The sequence below is a fragment of the Streptomyces sp. NPDC107517 genome, from assembly GCF_055582645.1.
Map to the genome: position 1 here is coordinate 270,712 of NZ_JBVJPM010000013.1, position 21,121 is coordinate 291,832.

General features: G+C 69.6%; 14 protein-coding genes and 1 pseudogene. 6 read left to right on the forward strand and 9 right to left on the reverse strand.

The annotated features are described in order from the left end of the window. The first annotated feature begins 138 nt into the window (after positions 1-138). Positions 139-1,347: an oxygenase MpaB family protein gene (locus ACZ67T_RS28455; protein WP_469987831.1), complete on the forward strand. Its 1,209-nt coding sequence runs from the start codon at positions 139-141 to the stop codon at positions 1,345-1,347. A gap of 72 nt (positions 1,348-1,419) precedes the next feature. Here ACZ67T_RS28455 and ACZ67T_RS28460 read toward each other — a convergent pair whose 3' ends face one another. Next, entirely contained in the window at positions 1,420-2,583 is a 1,164-nt protein-coding gene (locus tag ACZ67T_RS28460; protein WP_469987832.1) for a TetR/AcrR family transcriptional regulator, read from the reverse strand. A 222-nt stretch (positions 2,584-2,805) separates the two neighbouring features. Here ACZ67T_RS28460 and ACZ67T_RS28465 point away from each other — a divergent pair, with 222 nt between their 5' ends. After that, positions 2,806-4,404, forward strand: a complete 1,599-nt coding sequence (locus tag ACZ67T_RS28465) for a long-chain-fatty-acid--CoA ligase (RefSeq protein WP_469987833.1) — start codon at positions 2,806-2,808, stop codon at positions 4,402-4,404. A 31-nt stretch (positions 4,405-4,435) separates the two neighbouring features. On the opposite strand, the gene ACZ67T_RS28470 is transcribed toward ACZ67T_RS28465, so the two are convergent. From ACZ67T_RS28470 to ACZ67T_RS28485, 4 genes are all read right to left on the reverse strand, one after another. Continuing rightward, positions 4,436-5,083 (reverse strand): DUF6226 family protein, encoded by a 648-nt coding sequence (locus tag ACZ67T_RS28470; protein WP_469987834.1) that lies wholly within the window; start codon positions 5,081-5,083, stop codon positions 4,436-4,438. Positions 5,084-5,249: 166 nt separating this feature from the next. After that, positions 5,250-10,103 (reverse strand): DNA repair ATPase, encoded by a 4,854-nt coding sequence (locus tag ACZ67T_RS28475; RefSeq protein WP_469987835.1) that lies wholly within the window; start codon positions 10,101-10,103, stop codon positions 5,250-5,252. Between the two features lie 104 nt (positions 10,104-10,207). Then, a complete protein-coding gene (locus ACZ67T_RS28480) occupies positions 10,208-12,250 on the reverse strand; it encodes a flotillin family protein (RefSeq protein ID WP_469987836.1) in 2,043 nt (680 codons plus the stop codon). A 146-nt stretch (positions 12,251-12,396) separates the two neighbouring features. Then, positions 12,397-12,831 (reverse strand): hypothetical protein, encoded by a 435-nt coding sequence (locus tag ACZ67T_RS28485; protein WP_469987837.1) that lies wholly within the window; start codon positions 12,829-12,831, stop codon positions 12,397-12,399. Positions 12,832-13,457: 626 nt separating this feature from the next. Here ACZ67T_RS28485 and ACZ67T_RS28490 point away from each other — a divergent pair. The 4 genes from ACZ67T_RS28490 (at position 13,458) to ACZ67T_RS28505 (ending at position 15,820) form a co-directional block, all read left to right on the forward strand. Beyond that, the gene (locus ACZ67T_RS28490) at positions 13,458-13,766 is read left to right on the forward strand and encodes a hypothetical protein (protein WP_469987838.1); all 309 of its coding nucleotides are present in this window, start codon (positions 13,458-13,460) and stop codon (positions 13,764-13,766) included. Further along, positions 13,763-15,061 carry an ArsB/NhaD family transporter gene (locus ACZ67T_RS28495; RefSeq protein WP_469987839.1) on the forward strand — a complete coding sequence of 433 codons (1,299 nt, stop codon included), beginning with the start codon at positions 13,763-13,765 and terminating at the stop codon, positions 15,059-15,061. The genes ACZ67T_RS28490 and ACZ67T_RS28495 overlap by 4 nt, the downstream gene beginning before the upstream one ends. Then, positions 15,058-15,210, forward strand: a complete 153-nt coding sequence (locus tag ACZ67T_RS28500) for a hypothetical protein (RefSeq protein WP_469987840.1) — start codon at positions 15,058-15,060, stop codon at positions 15,208-15,210. The genes ACZ67T_RS28495 and ACZ67T_RS28500 overlap by 4 nt, the downstream gene beginning before the upstream one ends. Positions 15,211-15,343: 133 nt before the next feature. Then, positions 15,344-15,820, forward strand: a complete 477-nt coding sequence (locus tag ACZ67T_RS28505) for a CBS domain-containing protein (RefSeq protein ID WP_469987841.1) — start codon at positions 15,344-15,346, stop codon at positions 15,818-15,820. A 12-nt stretch (positions 15,821-15,832) separates the two neighbouring features. Here the strand turns inward: ACZ67T_RS28505 and ACZ67T_RS28510 are convergent, their stop codons facing one another. The 4 genes and pseudogenes from ACZ67T_RS28510 to ACZ67T_RS28525 form a co-directional block, all read right to left on the reverse strand. Continuing rightward, positions 15,833-16,894 (reverse strand): PucR family transcriptional regulator, encoded by a 1,062-nt coding sequence (locus ACZ67T_RS28510; protein ID WP_469987842.1) that lies wholly within the window; start codon positions 16,892-16,894, stop codon positions 15,833-15,835. Between the two features lie 269 nt (positions 16,895-17,163). After that, positions 17,164-18,978: a hypothetical protein gene (locus ACZ67T_RS28515; protein WP_469987843.1), complete on the reverse strand. Its 1,815-nt coding sequence runs from the start codon at positions 18,976-18,978 to the stop codon at positions 17,164-17,166. Between the two features lie 160 nt (positions 18,979-19,138). Further along, positions 19,139-19,246, reverse strand: a pseudogene (locus ACZ67T_RS28520) (LacI family transcriptional regulator); the annotation flags it as partial. A 275-nt stretch (positions 19,247-19,521) separates the two neighbouring features. Then, positions 19,522-21,114 (reverse strand): alpha/beta fold hydrolase, encoded by a 1,593-nt coding sequence (locus ACZ67T_RS28525; protein WP_469987844.1) that lies wholly within the window; start codon positions 21,112-21,114, stop codon positions 19,522-19,524. Between the last annotated feature and the right edge of the window lie 7 nt (positions 21,115-21,121).

Below are 21,121 nucleotides of genomic sequence, written 5' to 3' on the forward strand. Positions count from 1 at the left end.
TTGTCGACGGCAGCGTGCCTCGCTATGTTAATCAGAAATCACATCCTGGAACAAGCTTTGAAACGTGCTGGCAACGCCAACTCCGCGCCGAACAAGGCGAGATGTGTCGCACGCCCTACCAGGAAAGCGAGCAAGTCAATGCCAAATCTCAGCCGCAGAAGAGTCCTGTCCCTCGGTGTCGCGCTGGGCCTCGTGGGCGCGAGCAGCACCACGCCCGCGTGGGCGTGGTCACCGACGGGCTCGGTCGCCGGAACCGGCACGGGCACCGACCCGGAATACGTGTGGGACGACGAGGTGGACCAGCTGGTGGCCTCGCTCTTCGACAACGGCCAGGTCCCGGCGGTCAACACCGCGATGGCGTCGTGGGTGAACAACAACGACCCGCTGCCCAGTGGCCTGCCGGCCGACCTCACCGCATACCTGCAGAGGGTCAACAAGCTGCCCTCCTGGGCGGATCCCGGCAAGCTGGCTCGCGCCGCGGACTTCAACCGGCGCAAGGACACCTACCTCTTCATGCTCTACGGGCTCGGCAGCGGGATCATGAGCACCGTCATCCCGCGCGAGGCCAGGAGCGTCTACTGGTCCGCGGGCGGCGCCAACATGAAGGACCGCGCGGCCAAGACGTTCACGTTCGGCTACGACCTGGCCCAGCTCAAGGGCTTCGAGCCGACGGGCCAGTTCGTGGTCACCGCCAACAAGACCCGTGTGGTGCACGCCGCGGTGCGTCATCTGCTGCCGCAGTCGCCGCATTGGACGGCGGTCACGGACGAGAAGACGCCGATCAGCAACGCCGACATCCTGGTCACCTTCCACAGCCTGGGCACCTTCGTGCGCAGGAAGCTGCTGGAGTGGAAGGTCCCGTTCTCGGCCGAGGACCAGGATGCCTTCCTGCACAGTTGGCAGGTCGCTCTGCATCTGCTCGGCGTGCGGGACGAGTACATCCCCAAGTCGTGGGCCGACGCGGAAGCGCAGTCGGGGCAGGTGCTCACTCCGATCCTCGCCCCGACGACCGAGGGCATCGAACTGGCCGAGGATCTGCTCGGATTGACCGCGCAGGTCGACCTGGGCGTCACGCGCGGGTTCCTCAACGAGTTCGTACGCTACGTCCTCAGCAACGAGATCGGCGACTGGCTGGGGCTGAAGCGCGACTACGCCTCGGCGGCACTGATCCGCACCGCGTGGCCGGCCTTCATCCTGTTCCGTGAGGGGCTGTCACCCGTCGCGCCCGGCGCCTTCTACATGTTCGACCAGTTCGTACGCGCCTTGGCCATGGCGTTCCTGAACAACGGTTCCTCGGGGACGACCACCCCCATCGTGATCCCGACGGGGAACAGGCCGGCCTCCTGAATCCCCGGACCGATCGCGCGCAGGCCCGTTCCGTGGCGCACCCGCCACGGGGCGGGCATCTGCACGGTCTGCTCACAGACCCAGAGCACCCACGACCAACCCCGTCACGGCGGCCCGGTGTTCAGGGCTGTCCCGCCATCGCAGGCTCCGCCCGGCCTCGACCACCACGCCGAACCCGGCGTGCACCAGCACCCGGGCCTGACGCGGGTCCAGCTCCGGACGGGCGAGCCGCAACTGCTGCTCCCAGACGGCGATGTGCTCACGCTGCGCAAGGACCAAGGGGCGCTGCAGATCGGCCGGCAGGCCGGCGACCTCGGCTTCGGCGACGCTCGTGAGTGCGGTGTGGCCGAAGCTGTAGGCCACGTACGTCGCCGCCAGCGCCACGACGGCGTCATGCGGATCGGCGACCATCTGCAGACTCCGGTCCACCGCCTGTGCCAGCAGCCCCGCCGCCTGGAGGCAGGCCGCCGCCAGGATGTCGACCTTGCCCGGGTAGTGACGGTAGAGCGCGGACGGGGCCAGCCCCACCGCCTGTGCGATCTGGCCGTTCGTGACGTTGGCGAACCCGTCCCGGGCGAACAGCGGGACGGCGGCGGCGAGGATCTCCGCGCGCCGTGAGCGCGGCACCGGCAGGGTCGGCAGCTCGACGGGGTGTGTGCTCCTCGTGGCCGGTACGGGGTCGCTCGCGATCACGCGCAGCGTGCACGCCAACAGCAGTTCCTCGACGCGACGTTGAGCGATGGAGGTGCGGTGCATCGTGATGGACCCGATCGCACCGAGAGCCGCCGTGACCCGCAGCTGCTCGTCGGACCGTGGTTCCTCGCGCCGCACCGCCTCGGTGACCCGCCCGACGACGTGCCCGAACTTGGCTCTGAGGAGGCGGCGATCCTCGCAGTCGAGGTACCTGGCCTCCCATCGGTACACACCGCCCGACGCGCGATGCGCGAGGGTGACCCGGATGAGGGCGGTGAGCACGTCCGCCGGGGCCGCCTCGGGCGGCAGCTCGTCGAGCGCGCCGACGAGACGGTCCACCATGGCGTGCGCGCACTCGGCGAACAGTGCGTACTTGTTCGGGAAGTGCCGGTACAGGGCCGTGGCGGTGATGCCCACACCGGCGGCGATCTCCTCCATGGACGCCGCGTGGTAGCCGCGCTCGCTGAAGAGCCGGCCGGCCGCCTCGACGATGAGCTGCCTGCGGTTGCGGGGGCGGGTGGCCGCGCTCGGTTCGGCGGTCATGAACACACACACGCATGGGGAGACGGGGCCATACGGCCCAGTCAATCACACGTCGAGCAGGCCCCGGGGCCGGGCGCACGCGGCCGCGCGACAAGGGGTACCGACACCTCACCCATGTGATTTTCCATTAACAAAATTCGTCAGGACGCTTCTCGAACCGCAGCATGGAACGACACAATGCGGCAGTGGCCACCGCTCGACACGACACCTGAGGAGTCACCCATGCCGACCGACACGGCACCCGCCTGGTCCTTCCGGCACCACTGGATGTCCCAGGCAGCCACCCACGCGATGACGCGGCCCGACAAGCCCGCACTGCGGTATCTCGGGGAGACCACGACCTGGGCACAGTTGTCACGGCGGTCCCTGCAGATGGCAGCCGCGCTCGCCGGCCGAGGCGTCGCCGAGGGTGACCGCGTGGCCCTGCTCACGCTGAACCATCCGTGGTTCGTGGAGAGCGTGTTCGCGGCGAACAGCCTGGGGGCCATGGCCGTGCCGCTCAGCTTCCGGCTCGCTCCACTGGAACTCGACCACATCCTGACCGACTGCACCCCTTCGGCGATCGTCATCGACGCACACCTCCTGCCGCTGCTCCAGGCCGCGCCGAGCGCCGCGTCGATCGGCACGGTCGTCGTCATCGGCGAATCGAGCGAGGCCGACTCCCCGGCCGAAGGCGGCATCACGTACATCGCGTACGAGGATTTCCTGTCGGCACACGAGCCGATGGAACTGCCCGACATCAGCGAGGAGTCGACCGCGCTGATCATGTACACCTCGGGCACCACCGGCCGGCCGAAAGGGGTGATGCTGTCCCACCGCAACATGCAGGTACAGGCGGTCACATGCATCCGCGCGATGGAGATTTTCGACGACTCCGATGTCGGCTTCCTGACGGCGCCCTTCTTCCACATCGCGGGTCTGGGTTCGATGGTGGCGAACTTCGTGGTCGGCAGCACGGTCGTGATCCATCCACTGGGCGCGTTCGACCCACAAGCAGTGCTGGACGCCTATGAAGACGAAGGCGCCACCGTCGTGTTCAACGTTCCGCAGCAGTGGGACCTGATCTGCGCCCAGCCCGACATCGACAAGCGTGACCTGAAACTGCGGATCATCAGCTGGGGTGCCGCCCCCGCGAGCGACACGACCCTGCGTGCCATGGGCGAGAAGTTCCCCGACGCGCTCAACGTGGCGGTGTTCGGGCAGACCGAGACCTCACCCATCACCTGCGTGCTCCGCGGCGAGGACTCCCTGCGCAAACTCGGGTCTGTCGGCCGGCCGATCCCGAGCATCCAGTACCGCGTCGTCGACGCGGACATGAACGACGTCGCCGTGGGCGAGGTCGGTGAGATCGTCTACCGCGGCCCCACGCTGACGAAGGGGTACTGGAAGAAGCCGCAGGAGACAGCGGAGGCATTCGAAGGCGGATGGTTCCACTCCGGTGACCTGGTCAAGCAGGACGACGAAGGCTTCGTCTGGGTCGTCGACCGCAAGAAGGACATGATCATCAGCGGCGGCGAGAACATCTACTGCGCCGAACTGGAGAACGCCGTCGCCACGCACCCTTGCGTAAGGGAGGTCGCAGTGATCGGCAGGGCCGACGAGCGCTGGGGCCAGGTGCCGGTCGCCTACGTCACCGTCACCCCGGGAGCCGGCCTGTCGCTGCGCGAACTGACGGAGTTCCTCGAAGGAAAGCTCGCCTCCTTCAAGTGGCCGAAGGACCTCGTGCTGGTCACCGAGCTTCCCCGTAACGCGGGCGGCAAGGTGGTCAAGCCCCTGCTCCGCACCCGGGACGCGGAGGAGGCCGGCGTCAGTGAAGGGTGATCACCCGCGTGACGTGACGTCACGCGGGTGATCACTCCCAGGCCTGCCCCCGCACGACGCGGTACGGCGACCGCCCGGCCCGCGCCGCGGCAAGCACCTCCTCGACCGGCGGCAACGCGTCCCAGTTGCTCGCCGACCAGCTGTCCCCCGTACACACGACCTCCCGCCCCTCCCCGGCGTCGACGTGTACGAACGTGCCGGTGACCACGGCGACCACCACATCGTCCAGCGTTTCCAGCAGGTCGGCGGAACCGCTGTCACAGGCATCGCAGCCACAGTCCGGAAGTTGCTCAAGAAGCACAGCGGGCTCCCCCGCCCCCACCACGAGAACCGTCCGGGGAACCTCGTCGATGGCCGAGAACCCGAACACGAGAGGTACGGCGTCCGCGCGTACCGGGCGCAGCCGGACAGCACCGCTCACGGCCACGCCCGGCCCTCGCCGCCAGATCGCCGCCGGATCCGTGACCGTCTCCGCCTCGGCCGTCCCGAGTCGGGACAACGCCTGTGTCCAGGCGTCGGCCCGGGCGGCGAGCACGCGGTACTTCTCCGGCTCGGCACACCGCGAGTACTCCTCGTCCCGCACTGCGCCGTGAGGATGCGGATCGGGCCAGGGAGGGGTGTCCACCCCGGTAACGGCGAATGCCTCGTCGACAGCCCGGCCAAGTCTCACTCGATCCATACCGGCGACCCTACGGCGCGGAGCCGGGACGGCAGCCGCCACCTACCTGGGGTACATCCGCAACGGTGAGCGCGCCGCCACACCTCCCCGGACACCACGTACCTCGCCACGTTCCTCGGCGAAACGGCCTGTGCGGCGCTGAACCACGAGGGGGACAGCAGGCCGCCTACTCACGGGGAGCGGTGACGCGGGTGATCGCGGACTCGACGGCGGCGATGCGGTCGGCCACCAGTCCCAGCGCGGCGACCGCGCGGACGGCCGGGTCGCCGTCGGCGCCCCCGAGCGTGCGGGCGCGGACGTGGGCGGCCTTCAGCTGCGACCAGCGTTCGGTCTGCTGGGGCGTGAGGGTGCCGCGCAGTTCGGCGAGTTTGAGGAGGTTGGCCTCGGCGCCCGTGGTGAGTGTCTGGGCCTGGGCCGCGTAGTGGTCGTCGAGGACGGCGGAGAGTTCGGCGTCGTTCATCGCCGGGTCGATGCGGGCCGCGATCCTGTTCATGTCGCGGTAGGAGCCCTGGAGTTGGAAGCGCGGTTCGGTGCGGGCGTCCTCGGACTGCGCCGCCGAGGCGATGTAGGCGGCGTTCACCGTCAGGACGGTCGTACGGGCGGTGAGCAGATGGCGCAGCACCGCGACGATCCGCTCGGTCTCGGCCGGGGCGAACGGGTGGCTGAGCCGTTCGGTACGGGCGACGGGACCTCCTCCCCTGTGCGCGCCGGTTCGAGAGCTTGAGGAGAGGTCGTCGGCGGCTTGGCGGAGGAGGGCGTCGAGGTCGGCACGGTCGCGGCCGGCGAGCGGCGCCAGGTGGTCGTTCGCGGTGAGCGCGTTCTCGACGAAGCTGACCGCGAAGGCGTCCTGTCTGCCGGTCAGCACGTCGCCGAGGTTCCACACGTCGGCGCGGTTGGCGAGCATGTCGGGGATGCGGAAGAGGGCTCCGGATTCGGTGTAGGGGTTGCCGGACATGCAGACGGCGAACCGTTTGCCGCGCAGGTCGTACGTACGGGATACGCCGTTCCGGACGCCGTCCATGCGGCGTTGGGCGTCGCAGAGCGCGATGAACTTCTGGAGGAGTTCGGGCGAGGTGTGCTGGATGTCGTCGAGGTGGAGAAGGACGTTGTTGCCGGCCTCCAGGGCGAAGTTGATCTTCTCGACCTCCTGGCGTGCCGTCGCGTTCGGGGCCTGGGCGGGGTCGAGGGAGGTGACCTGGTGTCCGAGGGCCGGGCCGTTGGCTTTCACCAGGAGCATGCCGAGGCGTTCGGCGACGTACTCCACGAGGGTCGTCTTTCCGTAGCCGGGCGGTGAGATGAGCAGCAACAGGCCGCCCGCTGTGCCGAGTTGTCGGGTGAGGTTGTCGCCGATCAGCGGCAGGTACACCTCGTCGATGAGGCGGCTGCGGACGAAGGACGGCATGACGTGGGGGCGGTGCTCGTCCAGGCGCAGCGCGGCGCGCTCCGCGGCGACGAGGGCGGCCCGGCGGGACTGGTAGGTCCGGAAGCCGGGGACGACCTGCTCACGGAACTGACGGGTGCGGGTGAGGAGTTCGTCGAGGCGGAGGGTGAGGCGGCGGCCGTTCAGGCGAGGGTGGGTGCCGAGGAGTCCGTCGACGGTCGCGGTGAGGGGAGCATCGTTGTCGTAGCGGACGAGTCCGGGGCAGAGTTCGACGGCGACGGCCTCGGGGAGGTCGGCGTCCCCCTCTCCGGTCGAGGCGGCGTACGAGGACAGCCAGGCCTCGGCCAGGGAGCGGCGGGCGGCGTGGTCGGTGACACCGGCGAGGTCTTCCTCGTAGGCCGAACTGTCCACGGCACGACGGAACTTGTCGAGGAAGGTACGGGTGGCGGCCGATGTGACGAAGCCGTCGGGTGCGGACGTCAGCTCCTCGAAGAGGTAGTCGGCGGCCGGGGCGTCCCCGATGCGGGCGGCGAGTTCGGCGCACCAGTCGGCGATGGCCGGGGCGAGGCCGAAGGTGTCGCGGGCGCGGGCGAGCGAGACGGCTCGGCGGGTCCACTGCTCGCGCTCGCCCTCGTCCGCCCCGAGTGCCCAGAAGTGCTGGGCGGCGGCGCGGGCGGCGGGTGTGTGGCGCAGCAGTCCGGCGCCGGAGCGCAGGCGCAGCAGGGCGGTGAGGATCAGGGTCGCGTCGTGGTCGTGCACGCCGCGTTCGTAGCCTTCGTCGTACGCCTTCTCGGCCGCGGTCCGCACCAGGGTGCGCAGGTCGTCGGCGGCGAGGAGCGCGTCCGCGCCGTGGTCGGCGAGCAGGCGGGCGGCGAGGTGCTCGGCGCGGTAGACCGTCTCGTTCTCCGAGGGGAACAACTGGGGCCAGTAGGGGCGCAGTTCGGCGAAGGAGGGGTCGGTGACGGGCGCTCGGTAGTCGGTGCCGCCCAGGGCGAGGGCCATGCCGTCCCTGTGGGGGACGAGGGTCAGCTCCTGGGGCTGGGTGTTGACCGGGAAGCGGTGGCGGCCGAGGCGGATGGCGCTGCCGCCGTCGGTGTAGAGGTCGGTGCGGTCGCGCAGGGCGCGCTGGGCGTGCCGGCGGGCGACGGCCAGGCGGCCGTCGAGTTCTTCGGCGCGTACTTGGTCGTCGAGGGCGCGCAGTTCGTCGATGGTGCGGCGGACCTTGGCGACCATCGGGTCGGACGCCAGGTAGGTGGTGATGTCGTCGGCTGAGGCGAGGGCGGCCAGACGGCGGGTGACGGTCTCCATGACGCGGTGCGCGGCGACCGCGAGGCGTTCGGTGTGCCGGGCGCGGGCGTCCGCGAGGGTCTGTTTGCGGGCGGCGAACGCCTCGTGGATCTCGGTGCGCTGGGCGTCGAGATCGGTGAGGAAGTCGTCGGAGTCGGCGAACCGGCCCTCCAGGGATTCCAGTTGGAGGAGCAGGCGGGCGATGTGGTCGTCGCAGGACTGCGGGGTGTCGGCGACGGCGAGGGCGCCGCTGACGGCCTGGCCGAGCAGCGAGAACTCGGCGGCGAACTCGGCGCGCCCCTCGTTCACGGTCAGCTCGCGGCGGCGCGCTTCGAGTGTGGCGCGGGCCCGGTTGACGCCGGCGAGGACTTCGGCGATGCGCTCCAGGATGCCGGTCCGCACGGTCGCCTCGCCGACGTCGAGGCCCGTGACGACGTCGGTCACGGTCTGCAGCTGCTCGGCGAGGCCGGCCACGCGGGCGGCGAGCGGGGTCGCCTCGGCGGCCGTCTGCAGCTGAGCGGCTTCGGATGTGAGCTCTTCGATGTCGGCATGGTGGGCGGCGAAGGCGTCCGTGCGCGCGAGGAAGGTGACGGCGCGGGCGGCGGCCGCGGCGATGTCCCCCGCGAGGTCGTCGGCGAGTGTGTCGATGCGGTCGACGTCCGCGTACCTGAGGTCCTTGAGGGTGAGCAGCCGGCCCTGGGCCCGGCGCAGTTCGGTGATGCGGCCGACCCACTCGTGGGCGCTTCGCGGCACTTCCCCGCGGATCCTGCGTACCAGGCCCGCGATGTGCGAGGCCGCGTCGGCGAGGGCGTCGGCGGCCTGCCGGGTCAGCGTCCGGACCGTCTCGTACTCGGTCAGAACCTGGCGCGCCGTGGCCCGCATGTCCCCCAACGGAGCGTCCAAGCCACCGAGTTCCGGGTCGGCGAGCCAGTGGTAGAGGTCGGCGGCGCGTTCGCAGGACGCGCCGAGCGACTCGTAGGCGTTCGCGGTGGGAGCGTGCGCGGTCTCGGCGACGGCGCGGGCGACGGACAGGCAGTCGGAGATGCCCCGTACGAGATCGGCGTTGCCAATGCGGATCAACGTCTCGTCGTCACCCGGCACTTCGGCAGCGTAGGTGTCGGCCGTGAACGGGGTGCGCCACGTCTGGACCGGGTGCACGCGTGCCGGCTCATCGGCCTCGTCGGACCGGAGCAGCATGAGGGTACCGTCGTCGAAGACGGCATGGCCGCGGCAGGTGAGGGGGGCGGCGACCTCTTTGCGGATGACGTTGTAGGGGAGCAGCAGGGTGCGGCCCGCGGCCCGGGCGCGGAAGACGTACAGGACGTCCTCACCGTTCGGCGAACGCACCGTCCTGTCGTAGACCAGGCCCGTGGTGTCGAGCGCGTCGAACGTCTTGTGCGTGCCGGTGGCCAGGCAGTAGCCACCGGGGAAGAGGATGCCCTGGTCGTCGGGGAGGGCACGGCAGCCCTGGCCGATGCCGTCGAGGCGGGCGACGGTCCTGGTGAGGGTGCTGAAGACCAGGTGGCGCCATGCGTCCTCCTTGTACGGGCGGATGCGCAGCAGGAGCAGGGGGCCGACGCGGGCGTGCGCGATGTCGGCGTCCGCGAGGGACTGCAGCGGTTCGTCGACCGGTTCGGAGTGGATGCAGCCACCGGTCTCGGTGTCGTCCTCGGCCTTGACGGTCAGGGCGCCGCCGACCGTGGACACGTACACCTCGCCGCCGATGGAGACGTGCGGGTGGCGCCCCGGAGCGTGGTCCTCGCGGGTCGTGTCCCGCCAGATGACGTCGTGCGCGGGCGGCAGTACGTCATCGCGTTCGCCGCGCGCGTCGAGGAACCGCACGCCGTCCCGGCCGTCGTGCTCCCAGCGCAGCACGCGGATGTCGTCGGGCTTCTCGCCGATCTGGAAGACGGCGAGCAATTTGCCGTTGACAGCGCGCAGTTGAAGGAGTCGTGCCTGGCGGTAGTAGCGGAAGAGCGCGGCGAACTCCGTCACGAACGCGGGGTCGTCGAGGAGGCCCGGGACGGCGCCGTCGGGCAGCCGGGCCAGGTCGCGGTCGTGCAGGGTGAAGACGTCGCCGATGTCGGGCGTGCCGGTGCCCGGGGAGGTGCGCAGACCGAGCAGCAGGACGTCCCCCACGGCGACGATGTCGCGTGCGAGCCGCGGCTCGTCGGTGCGTACGGCCCGGCTCGCGGCGAGCGTCAGACCGGTGGAGCCGAACACGGCGACGCGGCGGTCGTTGAGCGCCGTGGCCCGGTCGGTCAACTCCCTGGCCCGTAGGGCGAGTCGGTCGCGCAGGACTTCGTACGTGCCTGCGTCCAGGCCGGTCCGCGGTTCCGTTCCGGTGGCCATGCCCGGTCTCCCTTTCCGGCTCTGCTGCTACGTGTGCGGGTGCCTTGCGCGCCCGGACCCGCGGACCCCCGTACGGCGGGCCCGGGTGCGCTTCCCTGGGCGGATCAGTTCCTGCGTGATCCGTTCAACTCGGCGAGCGGCAGATCCGCGATGCCCAACTGGGTCGCCCTGTCGAGCAACTCACGTACCTGCCCGGCCTGGTCGCCGCCGCCCTTCATGAGCTTCATCAGCAGTGCGGAGACGGTGAGGTTCTGCACGGACGAAGAGAGGGAACCGAGAATCTTCGATGCGTCCTCGGTGAAGCTCTCGGTGCCGTCCAGCCACGGCTTGGCCAGCGTCTGCGCGGTCTCGGAGTGCTGGACGAAGGCGTCGACGCCCTTGCCGAGCGCGATCGAGGACACGAGCCGGTCGAAGAAGACGGACTCGCCGCCGACGATGTTGATGTCCGCGTTCTCCAGGCCGGTCGCAAGGACCGTTGCCTGGGCCTCTGCGACCTGCCGCTGCACGTCCAGGCCCGCGAGCCGGATCTCCTTCTCGGCCTGCAGGCGCAGCCGGTACTCCTCGTGCCCGCGTGACGCCTCGTCCAGGGCCGCCATCGCGACGGCTTTCTGGTTGATGCCCTCGGCCTCCGCCTTCAGCTTCTCCGCGATGGCGGTCGCCTCGGCCAGCGCCTTCGCGCGAGCCCCCTCCGCCTCCGCGCGCATCCTGGCCTCGGTGGCCTCCGCCTCGGCCCGGCCGGCCTTCTCGGTGACCTCGGCCTCCTTGTCACGGACCTGGACCTCGGCGAGCCCGGCGGCCGCGCTCTCCGCCTGAATGCCCGCGGCGAGCTTGAGCTTGGCCTGCGCCTGCAGATCTGCGGACTTCAACTCGGCTTCTGCGAGGGTGAGTTGTTCGGCCGCCCGGTGAGTGGCAGCCTGTTCGGCCGCCTCCGCGGCCTTGATGTCCTTGACGAGCTTCTCCTGCGCCTCGGCCTCCGCCGCGATGATGACGGCCTGCCGCCCGCGTTCGGCCTCCTCGACCGCGCGCAGCTTCTTGATCGACTCCTCCTGCTCGGCCACCGTGCGGTCCACGGCGACCCGCTCACGCACCACCTCGGCGATCTCCCGCTTCTCCGCCTCGACCTCCTTGTCGGCGGCGATCTTCGTCAGCTGCGTCTCCCGCTCCCGCGCGATGACCTCCAGCAGGCGGTCCTTCTCGATGCGCTCGTTCTCGACGGCGATGACGCGCTCGCGGTTCTTCTGGGCCACGGCGACCTCACGGGCCTGGTTCTCGCGCTGCACACCGAGCTTCTCCTCCGTGGCGAGGAACGCGCCCTGCGAGCGCAGCCGCTCCTCCTCCACCACCCGTGCCGTCTCGGCCTCCTCACGCGCCCGTACGGTGTCGATCTCCCGCTTCTGCTTGATCTCGGCGTCGGCCTGGCGGCGCTCCAGCTCCAGGATGGTCTCGCGGGCGTCGACGTTCTGCCGCGTGATCTCCTTCTCCTCCGTCCGCTGGAACTCGTTCGTGCGGACGTGCTCGATGGTCGTCAGCTCGGTGATCTTCCGGATGCCCTGCGCGTCCAGGACGTTGTTCGGGTCGAGCTGGGACAGCGGCGTCTGCTCCAGGTAGTCGATCGCCGCGTCCTCGAGGTGGTAGCCGTTCAGGTCGACACCGATGACCTCGATGATGCGGAACCGCAGCTCCTCGCGCTTGGTGTACAGATCGGTGAAGTCCAGCTGCTTGCCGACCGTCTTGAGCGCCTCGGAGAACTTCGCGTGGAAGAGCTCCTGCAGCGTCTTCTGGTCGCTCGCCCGCTGGGTGCCCACGGCCTGGGCGACTTTGATGACGTCCTCGACGGTCTTGTTGACCTTCACGAAGAACGAGATGCGGATGTCGGCACGGATGTTGTCCTGGCAGATCAGCCCGTCCCGGCCGGTCCGCGTGATCTCGATGGCCTTCACCGAGATGTCCATCACCTCGGCCTTGTGCAGCACCGGCAGCACGACCTGCCCGGTGAACGTCACATCCACCTTGCGGATCTTCGAGACGATCAGGGCCTTGCCCTGCTCCACCTTGCGGAACAGCCGGGTGAACACGAGCAGCAGCGCGGCGACGACGATCAGGACAACGACGACGGACACGCCGATGCCCACGGTGGTGGCATCCATGATGAAGTCCTTTGGCTTCAGGGGAAATTGACGCCCCTGGATGAAGAAGGAGAAAGACATGCCGAGGCAGCGGTGCGGCACTGCCCGGACGGGACCCACAGGACAACGGGGCGGGCCGCACCCGGCACCTCAGCGGCCCCGCTGCATCAGGGCCCCGTCGCCATGGAGGTGTCCCTCACGACCGCCGGCCGCGGCCCCGGCACCACGCCGGAACGGGCCGGGTTCATCAGCAGCTTGGCGCGCGAGCCCATGAGGCGGCGAGCCACCCGCCGGCCGACCACGGGCGAGCCGATCAGCAGCACCAATTCGAACACCGCATACGTCATTCCACCCGGCGCGACCAGATCGGCCAGCATCGACCCGGTCACCGTCGTGAACCACGCGACGGCGACCACCAACGACACGGCGCCGGCAACGGGCACTCCCCCGAGCCCCCATGCCTCCAGCTCGACATCCGCGTCGAACGCCCCGGCCCCGACCCTGCCCAGCGCGACCCACACCCAGAACCCGCAACAGACAACGAGCGCAGCGGTGAAGAGCAGCCCGGGAAAGCCAACCACCGCAGCGACGAACTCCCCCATCCCCCGCCCCCCGTTCAGTACCCGCTAGGCTCCACCCTGGCGCCAGACCTCGCTTCCGAAGCCCGGCACCAGGGCTTGGCCCCCGTTCCTGCCACACCCATCCTGCGACGTCCGCGACACCCAGCGCATTGCCGTCCACCGGCAATCTTTATGACTCCTTAATGCCGGTACCCGACGTACGCGACGCCCCGGCTGCACCCGGCCAGTCCGCTCCGACCGGTGCGCCGCCGAGGACGGCACCGTCGCGGACCAGGGGCCGACCGTGTTTTCCACGGCCTCGGCCACTCCCCGGGCCACCCGTCCAGGGCCACCCTTCCCACGCGATCCACCCCCGTCGGTCCCGACGCACCGGACCGGCCCGGATCCCGCGTCTGCGATGCGCTCGCGCGGCGTGCGGAGCACCGGTGCCTCGGGGTCGGCGTCCTCTACGGAGTACGTGACCGACCCGCACTGAGGTCCCGCCACGTCTGGCAGTGCTGCCGGACCCCGGCAAGCACACACCCCTTGCACTGCACGCCAGGAGACTGTCAGGGCCGCGTTAAGGACCTGTAAGGTTCCTCCCGGTGTGCCGGGAAGTCTGGTCGGCGATAGGGGACAAGTCTCTTCGCTGATCGGGGGCACCGGCCATGGTTCTGGTCACGGTATTCGGAGTCGCACCGCTCATCGCGGTCCTCCTGCCGGGTCTCGCCGCCCGCACGGTCCCGGCGACATTCAACCCCTGCCTCGCGGCGTTCTCCGCACGTGCCGTGCCCGGCGCACGCTCACCGGAGACGAAGGTGTTCGAGCCGCTGGGCGGGTCACTGACCGAACTCCACCATTTCACCGCCCTGTTGGTATCCGGCGCGCTGCTCACCCCGCAGCTGTCCGGTGACCTGCCGACGGTGGGCGCCGGCAAGGCGGCCCACCTGATGGAACGACTCATCGGAGCATCGTGAACGACTGGCACAGCTGGGCCGCGATCGCCGTCTTCGTCGGCGCGTACGCGTTGATCATCAGCGAGAAGATCCACCGGGTCGCCGCCGCGCTCGGCGGCGCGGCGCTCATGCTGGCGATCGGTGCGACCGACGACAAGTCGGCGTTCTACTCCACCGGATCCGGCATCGACTGGAACGTCATCTTCCTGCTCATGGGCATGATGATGATCGTCGGCGTGCTCAAGAAGACCGGCATGTTCGAGTACGTGGCCATCTGGGCCGTGAAGAAGGCCCGGGCGAAACCCTTCCGGGTCATGGTGATGCTGATCGTCATCACCGCGATGGCCTCGGCCCTGCTCGACAACGTCACCACGGTCCTGCTGATCGCCCCGGTCACCCTTCTGGTGTGCGAACGGCTCGCGCTGCCCGCCGCCCCCTTCCTGATCGCCGAGGTGTTCGCGTCCAACATCGGCGGCACCGCCACCCTGGTCGGTGACCCGCCGAACATCATCATCGCCAGCCGCGCCGGCCTGACCTTCAACGACTTCCTGGTACATCTCGCCCCGCTCTCCGCCGCACTGACGGTGGTCCTCGTGCTGCTGTGCCGGGTGATGTTCCGTAAATCCTTCGTCTACGACGAGGAACGCGCCGCGGAAATCATGGACCTGGAGGAACGCGAAGCCATCAAGAACCCGCGCCTGCTCGTCCAGGGACTGATCGTCCTCGCGCTCGTCGTCGCCGGATTCGTCCTGCATCCCGTGCTGCACTACGAACCCAGCATCGTCGCCCTGCTCGGCGCCGGACTGCTCGTCGCCATCTCCACGGTGGAGACCGGAGAAGTGCTCGCCGAGGTCGAGTGGCCCACGCTCGCCTTTTTCGCGGGCCTGTTCATCATGATCGGCGGACTGATCGAGACCGGCGTCATCGGCGAGATCTCCAAGGCGCTGGCCGACGTCATCGGCGGCAACGAATTCGGCGGCACCATGGTCCTGCTGGGAGCCTCCGCCGTCCTCTCCGGCATCATCGACAACATCCCCTACGTCGCCACCATGGCCCCGATCACCGCCGACCTCGTCCACGACATGGGCGGCACCGGCGACCACGTCATGTGGTGGGCCCTGGCCATCGGCGCGGACCTGGGCGGCAACGCCACCGCGATCGGCGCCAGTGCCAACGTCGTCGTCCTCGGTATCGCCGAACGCAACCGGCAGCCCATCTCCTTCTGGCAGTTCACCAAGTACGGCCTGATCGTCACCGCCGTCACAGTGGCCATCTCGGCGGCGTACGTGTGGCTGCGCTACTTCGCACTCGCTTGAAGCCGAACCGGAAGCCGAACCCGAATCTGAAAGCGAACCTGAACCTGAACCTGAACCTGAATGTGAGCGTGAACCTGAACCCGAAGCCGAACCTGAACCCGACTCTGCGCCGCCCGAGAACCATCGGGGGCCGCACCCGCCTGGACTGAGCCGCAGCGCCCCGAACCGCTGACCGGCACGCCCCGCGCACCCGTCCGCGTATGTTTCCCATCAAGGCTCTGGCCGCGACATCTTCGAGGTACGACCCTGGTGGACACCACGCAACAACCAGAGGAGCAGGCTGTGCGCGCACGAGACCTCGCGGTCGCCTACGAATCCGTGGGCGTCGACAGCGACGCCACGGAAGCTGCCCGTCTCATGGCCGAGCAGAAACTCCCCGGCCTTCTCGTCCTCGACGAGCACGGCGCGCCCCGGGCGATCCTGCCCGCCTCTCAATTGATCAAGGTGCTGCTTCCCCCGTACATCATCGACGACCCGTCCCTCGCCGCCGTCGTGGACGAGAAGCACGCAGACCGGCTCTGCCAGGCACTGCGCGGCCGCACCGTCGCCGACTGCCTCCCGCGCGACGTCACACCGCCGCCGGTCGCCGCCCCGGACGACACCGCGCTGGAGGTCGCCGCCCTCATGGCCCAGGTCCGCAGCCCTTTGGTCGCCGTGGCCGAGAAGGCGAAGGACGGCACCCACCTGCTCGGCGTGATCACCGCCTCCCACCTGCTGCACGAACTCCTCGGCGCCTCGGGCACCTTGCCCACACCATGACGCCGAAGCGCGTCACAGCGGCTGAGCGGGCCAGTCGAGGAGCCGGGCGCCGATGACAGCGGTCTGCAGCGTGTAGCGGTGCACGGGGTCGGCGGGATCGGCCCCGGTGAGTTTGTGGATGCGTTCGAGGCGGTACGTCATGGCGCGCACGCTGAGCGACAGGCGGCGGGCTGCTTCGGCAGCGACACAGCCGGAGTCGAAGTAGACGGCGAGAGTCTCGATGAACGGTCCGGCACCCCCACGCGCCTCACGGAGCGGACCGAGCGTCGTCGTGACCAGGTCTGCCATGGCCTGCCGGTCGCGGGTGAGGACCGGATAGACGAGGAGGTCGGCCGAGCGCAGGACGGGGACGTCGAAATCCAGCCGCTCGGCCAGCTCGAGGGCGCCCAGTGCCTCCTCGTACGACTGGACGACGCCGCCGGGGCCCGGCTGGGCGCGGCCGATGGCGACACGGCCGCCGTCCGTGGCCGCGTACGCCTGTTTCGCGAAGAACGCCAGCACCTCGTCCTGGTCGCCCGGCGCGATGCAGACCAGCCGGCCGTCCTTGGTGGTCAGAAGGATGCTCCGGTCACCGAACCGGGAGATCAGCGCCCGCTCCACATCCCGCGGCACGGCGTCACCCGCGTCGTACGCGACCTGGCCCTGCGCCACCGCCACGGCGTGCGCGTACGAGAGCCGCAGCCCGAAGCGTTCCGCGCGCTGGGCGAGCAACCCGAGGTCACTGCGCCCGTACAGCAGGTCGTCGATGAACTCCCGCCGAGCCGCCTCCTCTTGGCGCACGGCTAGGCGCTGGGCGCGCTCGTAGCCCTCGGCGAAGGCGTCGACGGCCTGTTCCAGGGCGCCGAGCACGCTGTCCAGCGTGACACCACCACCCACGTGCGCACGGGCGAACACCAGATGCGCGCCGACCAGTGCACGCAGCCCCAGGCCGGCCTCCGCTGCCCGCTCCCCCAGGTCACGCCGCGAGGCGAGTTCGTCGCGGTTCAGCCGACGCCCGGTCGCACCGGCGTCGGCAAGCATGGCGGCGAATCCGTCCAGGTACTGCTCCGGTATGGCCTGCCCACGCTCGGTCATCCACTGTCCCCGTGTCCCTGCCGACATCCTGACGCCTTTCTAGCGCACAGTTGATGCCTTCTTGACGGTGGGGTAGGGCCGATTGCCGGAATCCGGAAATCCCGACGGGACAGAGTCGACGCGACGGTGCGACCCGACGGTCTCGGCCCCGTAGCGCGGGCACCACGTGGAGGCTCTGTCACAGCCGCCACCACCGGTTCGCGTTGTCACTCCTGCTCCGCAGTCTGTACGGCACGGTTTCCCGAGCCGCGAGTGCGTCCCGCGCCGTCTCACGTCCGCCTGGGCCCGATCCGCCGGGCCCGCTGATTGAGCCGACCGCGCAGGCGTACGTTCACCACGAACCCGACGAGGAGGACGAGCACGACGAGGCTGGCCGCCTGCCAGACCACGCTCTTGAGCACCGTCACCACGCCGATGAACGCAATGCCCAGGAGGAACACCATCTCCCGGAGTTCCTTCTTGAGCTGGTAGGAGCGACTGCACCGGATGCGCACGGTGGCCAGCCACTGGCCGTCCAGCCCGAGCCCCGACCACAGCCGCCGGTCCAGGAACACCCAGGGCAGGTCCGGAAAGGTCCCCAAGGCGTCCAGCGAACTCGGATAGCGGCTCGTCATGTCGCCGCCGTGCAACTCTTTGCGGCGCTCCTGGACTTCCTCGCTGGTGCGGATCGCCTTGAGCTGGAGCACGGGCACCGTGCCGTTTTCGTAGGGGAAGCCCTCCAGCACCACCTCGTCCCCGCTGGAGACGCCGAGAAGTTCGAGCGTCAGCGTGTCCAGCAGGCACACCTCCTGCTCCGCACTGGCCCGGTCGCCGTCCTGGACACGGCAGGTCACATAGTTGGCGTGGCCGAAGAGCGTGTCCTTCCATCTGCTCCGCGAGTGGGGCAGATGCGCGGCACGCACGGTGACGGCCTCGCCCGGTTCGAGACCGACTCCGACGCGCAGCGAATGATCGACCTCGACCCTGCGCGTCTCCTGGGCCGGTATGTCCTCGGCCACGATCACCGTGGCCAGGGCGCCGAGACGCTCGTGGCGCGCCGCAGGGATCTGGGCGTTCTGGACGATGGCGAACTGGGGGGCACCCAGGGCGGCTGAGACCGCGCTCGATAATCGGACGACGCCGGCGCCGCGCTGGTCGAAGGCGTCCGGGGTGCGCCCGGTGCGATAGGCCCCGGTCGGGACGGAGTTGGCAGGGTGGATGTCGTCGTACACCGTGCTGGCCGGCTCGGCGGTGACGTACTGGCGCAGTCCCGAGTCCGTCAGCCGTCCCTCGTCGGCGAACAGGCGGGTGCCCTTCTCGCAGAGCTGCTCGTTCCCGCGGGCACGTGAGCTGAACTCCTCGGGTGTGTCCCCGAACCACTCTCTGAGCTGACGGGACTCTGAGAGGAGATCGCTGAGGAGCTGGTACTCGCCGGGATGCGGACGGGGGTTCCCGGAGCCGTCACGGAGGACTCCGTAGCGATGCACGTAGAGGTAGGCGCCGCCGAGAAGTTCACCCGAGTCCAGTGCCATCGGGAAGTCCTCGGGCGGCAGGAGCACCCGGTCGTACTCGCCGTCGGGACGGGACACTCCCTCGCTGGCGTCGACGATCTCCAGCTGGGCTGCGTCGAGCCAGGTGATGAACAGGTCCCGGCTCAGCCCGGGCGTGTGGAACGGCGACGAGGACACATAGCCCAGCGGGCTGACGTATGCCGAGACCCCAATACCGATCCCTGTCACCCGCGCCTTCACCATGGGGATCGTGGATGAGATCCCGAGTCCCTCCATTTTGTGCCGCAGTTGGGCGGGGCAGGCATTGGAGCCGACAGAGATGACGGGGAAACGGTCGCCGACCAGGGGCTGGTTGGCGCTCATCAGGGCGAAGTTGAGGGGGACCGCGCCGTCACCCGTCTTGCCCTCGCGAAAACCACCGGGCGGTTGCTCCACCATCCACTTGGCGAGCCGCCGGTTCTCCATGGCCTTCAGGCGCAGGAACCGGTTCTGATGCAGGAGACCGGATTCCGTCGGCCAGGCGCCGGGGTAGAGGAGGGGGTGCTCACGGGGGGCTTCGGAAAGACCAAGTGCCTCGAGCGTACGATCGTCCACTGTGCCGTCAGGCCTTTCGCCGTCGGATGGCTGCCCTGGGATGACGAGTGCGCGGTCATCGTGAGTGGTACGCGGTCATCGTAAGGAACCACAGGCCGTCCTCATAGAGGGCCCGATCCCGGCGTGTTTCAGTCCACCGGCGGCAGTTCCCCCGACACAGGAGCCGTTCGGCGGTCGTGCGGCCGAGGCCGGCGGCATCCTGGGCGACGAGGGTGACGCCGGGCTGGAGGGGGCCGGCGAGTTCGATGTCGTCGAAGCCGGCGCGTGCCGACAACCCTGTCGCCCTGTGCCACCTGTATGTATGCATGGATGAGGCCGCCGAGGCAGTCTCGCCGGTTGCTGCGTGACGGGTCGTCGACGGCGGGCGCCCCGGGTGCGCCGACACCATCGGAACCTCGCTGTCCGAGCAACAGGTGAGGCCTACGGGAGAAGCCTGAGGAGGCTCCGGGCGCATACGGCTTGACGTGCTGCCCGACCCGCTCGGCGCACCTGTGGTGCGGCAGGTGGTCGATCAGTCGCAGAGCCAGGCGCGGCCCTCCGCCTTCAGTGGCCGATCTCGAACCGGGGTGGCTTGAGGTCCTTGAGGCATCCGGTGTTCGGGGCGGTCGGGGCGTTGAAGAACGAAAGGGTGATCTGCTGCGCGCACTTCGACGTGGCGAACACGACGTGGGGTTCGTAGGGGACGGTGACGACCTTGGCCTTGCTCAGTGTGCGGGCGACGTACGGCCCGTTGTCCGCGCCGGTCTGGGAGTCGAACCCGCCCGAGATGGCGAGCGTGGGAATGTCGCTGCGTGTGACGTCCCGGATCGAGCGGGGCGCCGCCGGAACGTTCCACATGTCGCAGTCCGGGCGCAGGAAGGTGAGCTGTGGAGCCTGGGCCTGCACCGATCCGGGGAACGTCGGGAACGCTTCCTGCCCGCCCCGGAGCGCCTCCTCCTCGCTCTCGTACGGCGTCCACTCGCTGCAGAAGACGCCGTAGGCAAGCCCGTGGGCGACCCTTCCGACGGCCTGAGGGCTGAGCTTGCCGCCCGCCCACTGCCGCGCGATCCGCTGTGGCTTGCCGTGGGCCAGCTCGTCGAGGGCCAGGGGGACCTGGGGTGCCACATGGGTGGCGGAGGTCATCCAGTTCACCAGAGCTCCGCCGTCCAGTACGACCTTCACCGGCTTCGCGTGGCCGGGGACGGTGACGGTGGTGGTGACCGGCTTGGCCTCCAGCTCACGCACCAGGCGGTCGAAGGTGGCCGACAGGTTCGGATAGCGGCGGTTGCACGCGGACTGGTCGGCGCAGGCCTTGAACAGGCCGTCGAAGCCCTGCCGGGCGCTGCTCCAGGTCGCGGCCGATCCTGCCCTGGACGGCGGCAGGATGCCGTCGATGCCGACCGACCGGAGTCCTTCCGGGTGCAGGCGCATGTAGATGAGCGCCAAGTCGGTCCCGTACGAGATGCCGAACAGGTTCCATTGCTTGACGCCGAGTGCGGCGCGCAGATCCGCGTAATCGGCTGCGCTCTCGGTGTCGTTGTAGGCGCTGAGGTCGTTCCCGCGGGCCGCCAGTCGGTCGCGGCAGGCCTTCGTGGCCTCGACGTGCAGTCGCTCGGTGGACGGCGCGTCGTAGACGAGGCCGACCGCACGGGCGTTGAACCTGTCGATTTCGGGGCAAGTGAGCCTCGGGGTGGCCGAGTACGTGCCCCGCTGGGACATGAGGATCACGTCCCGGTCGCGGTTCAGGCCGCCGTCGACCGCCATCTTCGCCTCGCCGACCGCGTCGTCGCCGGGTCCGCCGGCCAGCCACACGATCGGGTCGGGCTTGAGCTTGGCTGCCAGTGCCGGCACGATCGCGACGCCGAGCTCGATCCGTCGACCGTCCGGCTCGGCGCGGTTCTCGGGAACGGTGAGCGTCCCGCAGCGGGCCCCCTTGAGTTCGGGGATCGGCTCGGGCGTCTTCGGGCACGCGCCCGGCTCATAGCGGGCGCGACCCGCCTTGCCTGCGGTCGTTCCGATCGGCCCTCCGGTGTCGTCCCGCGCTTGGGCGGGCGCGGCCAGCAGGCCGGTGACGAGCAGCCCGGTCGCCGCACCGACCGCGGCGGCGTGGATCCGTCGTACGGTGCGCCGACGGCGGGGCGCCTGGTGGGAAGCCATCTGTCCT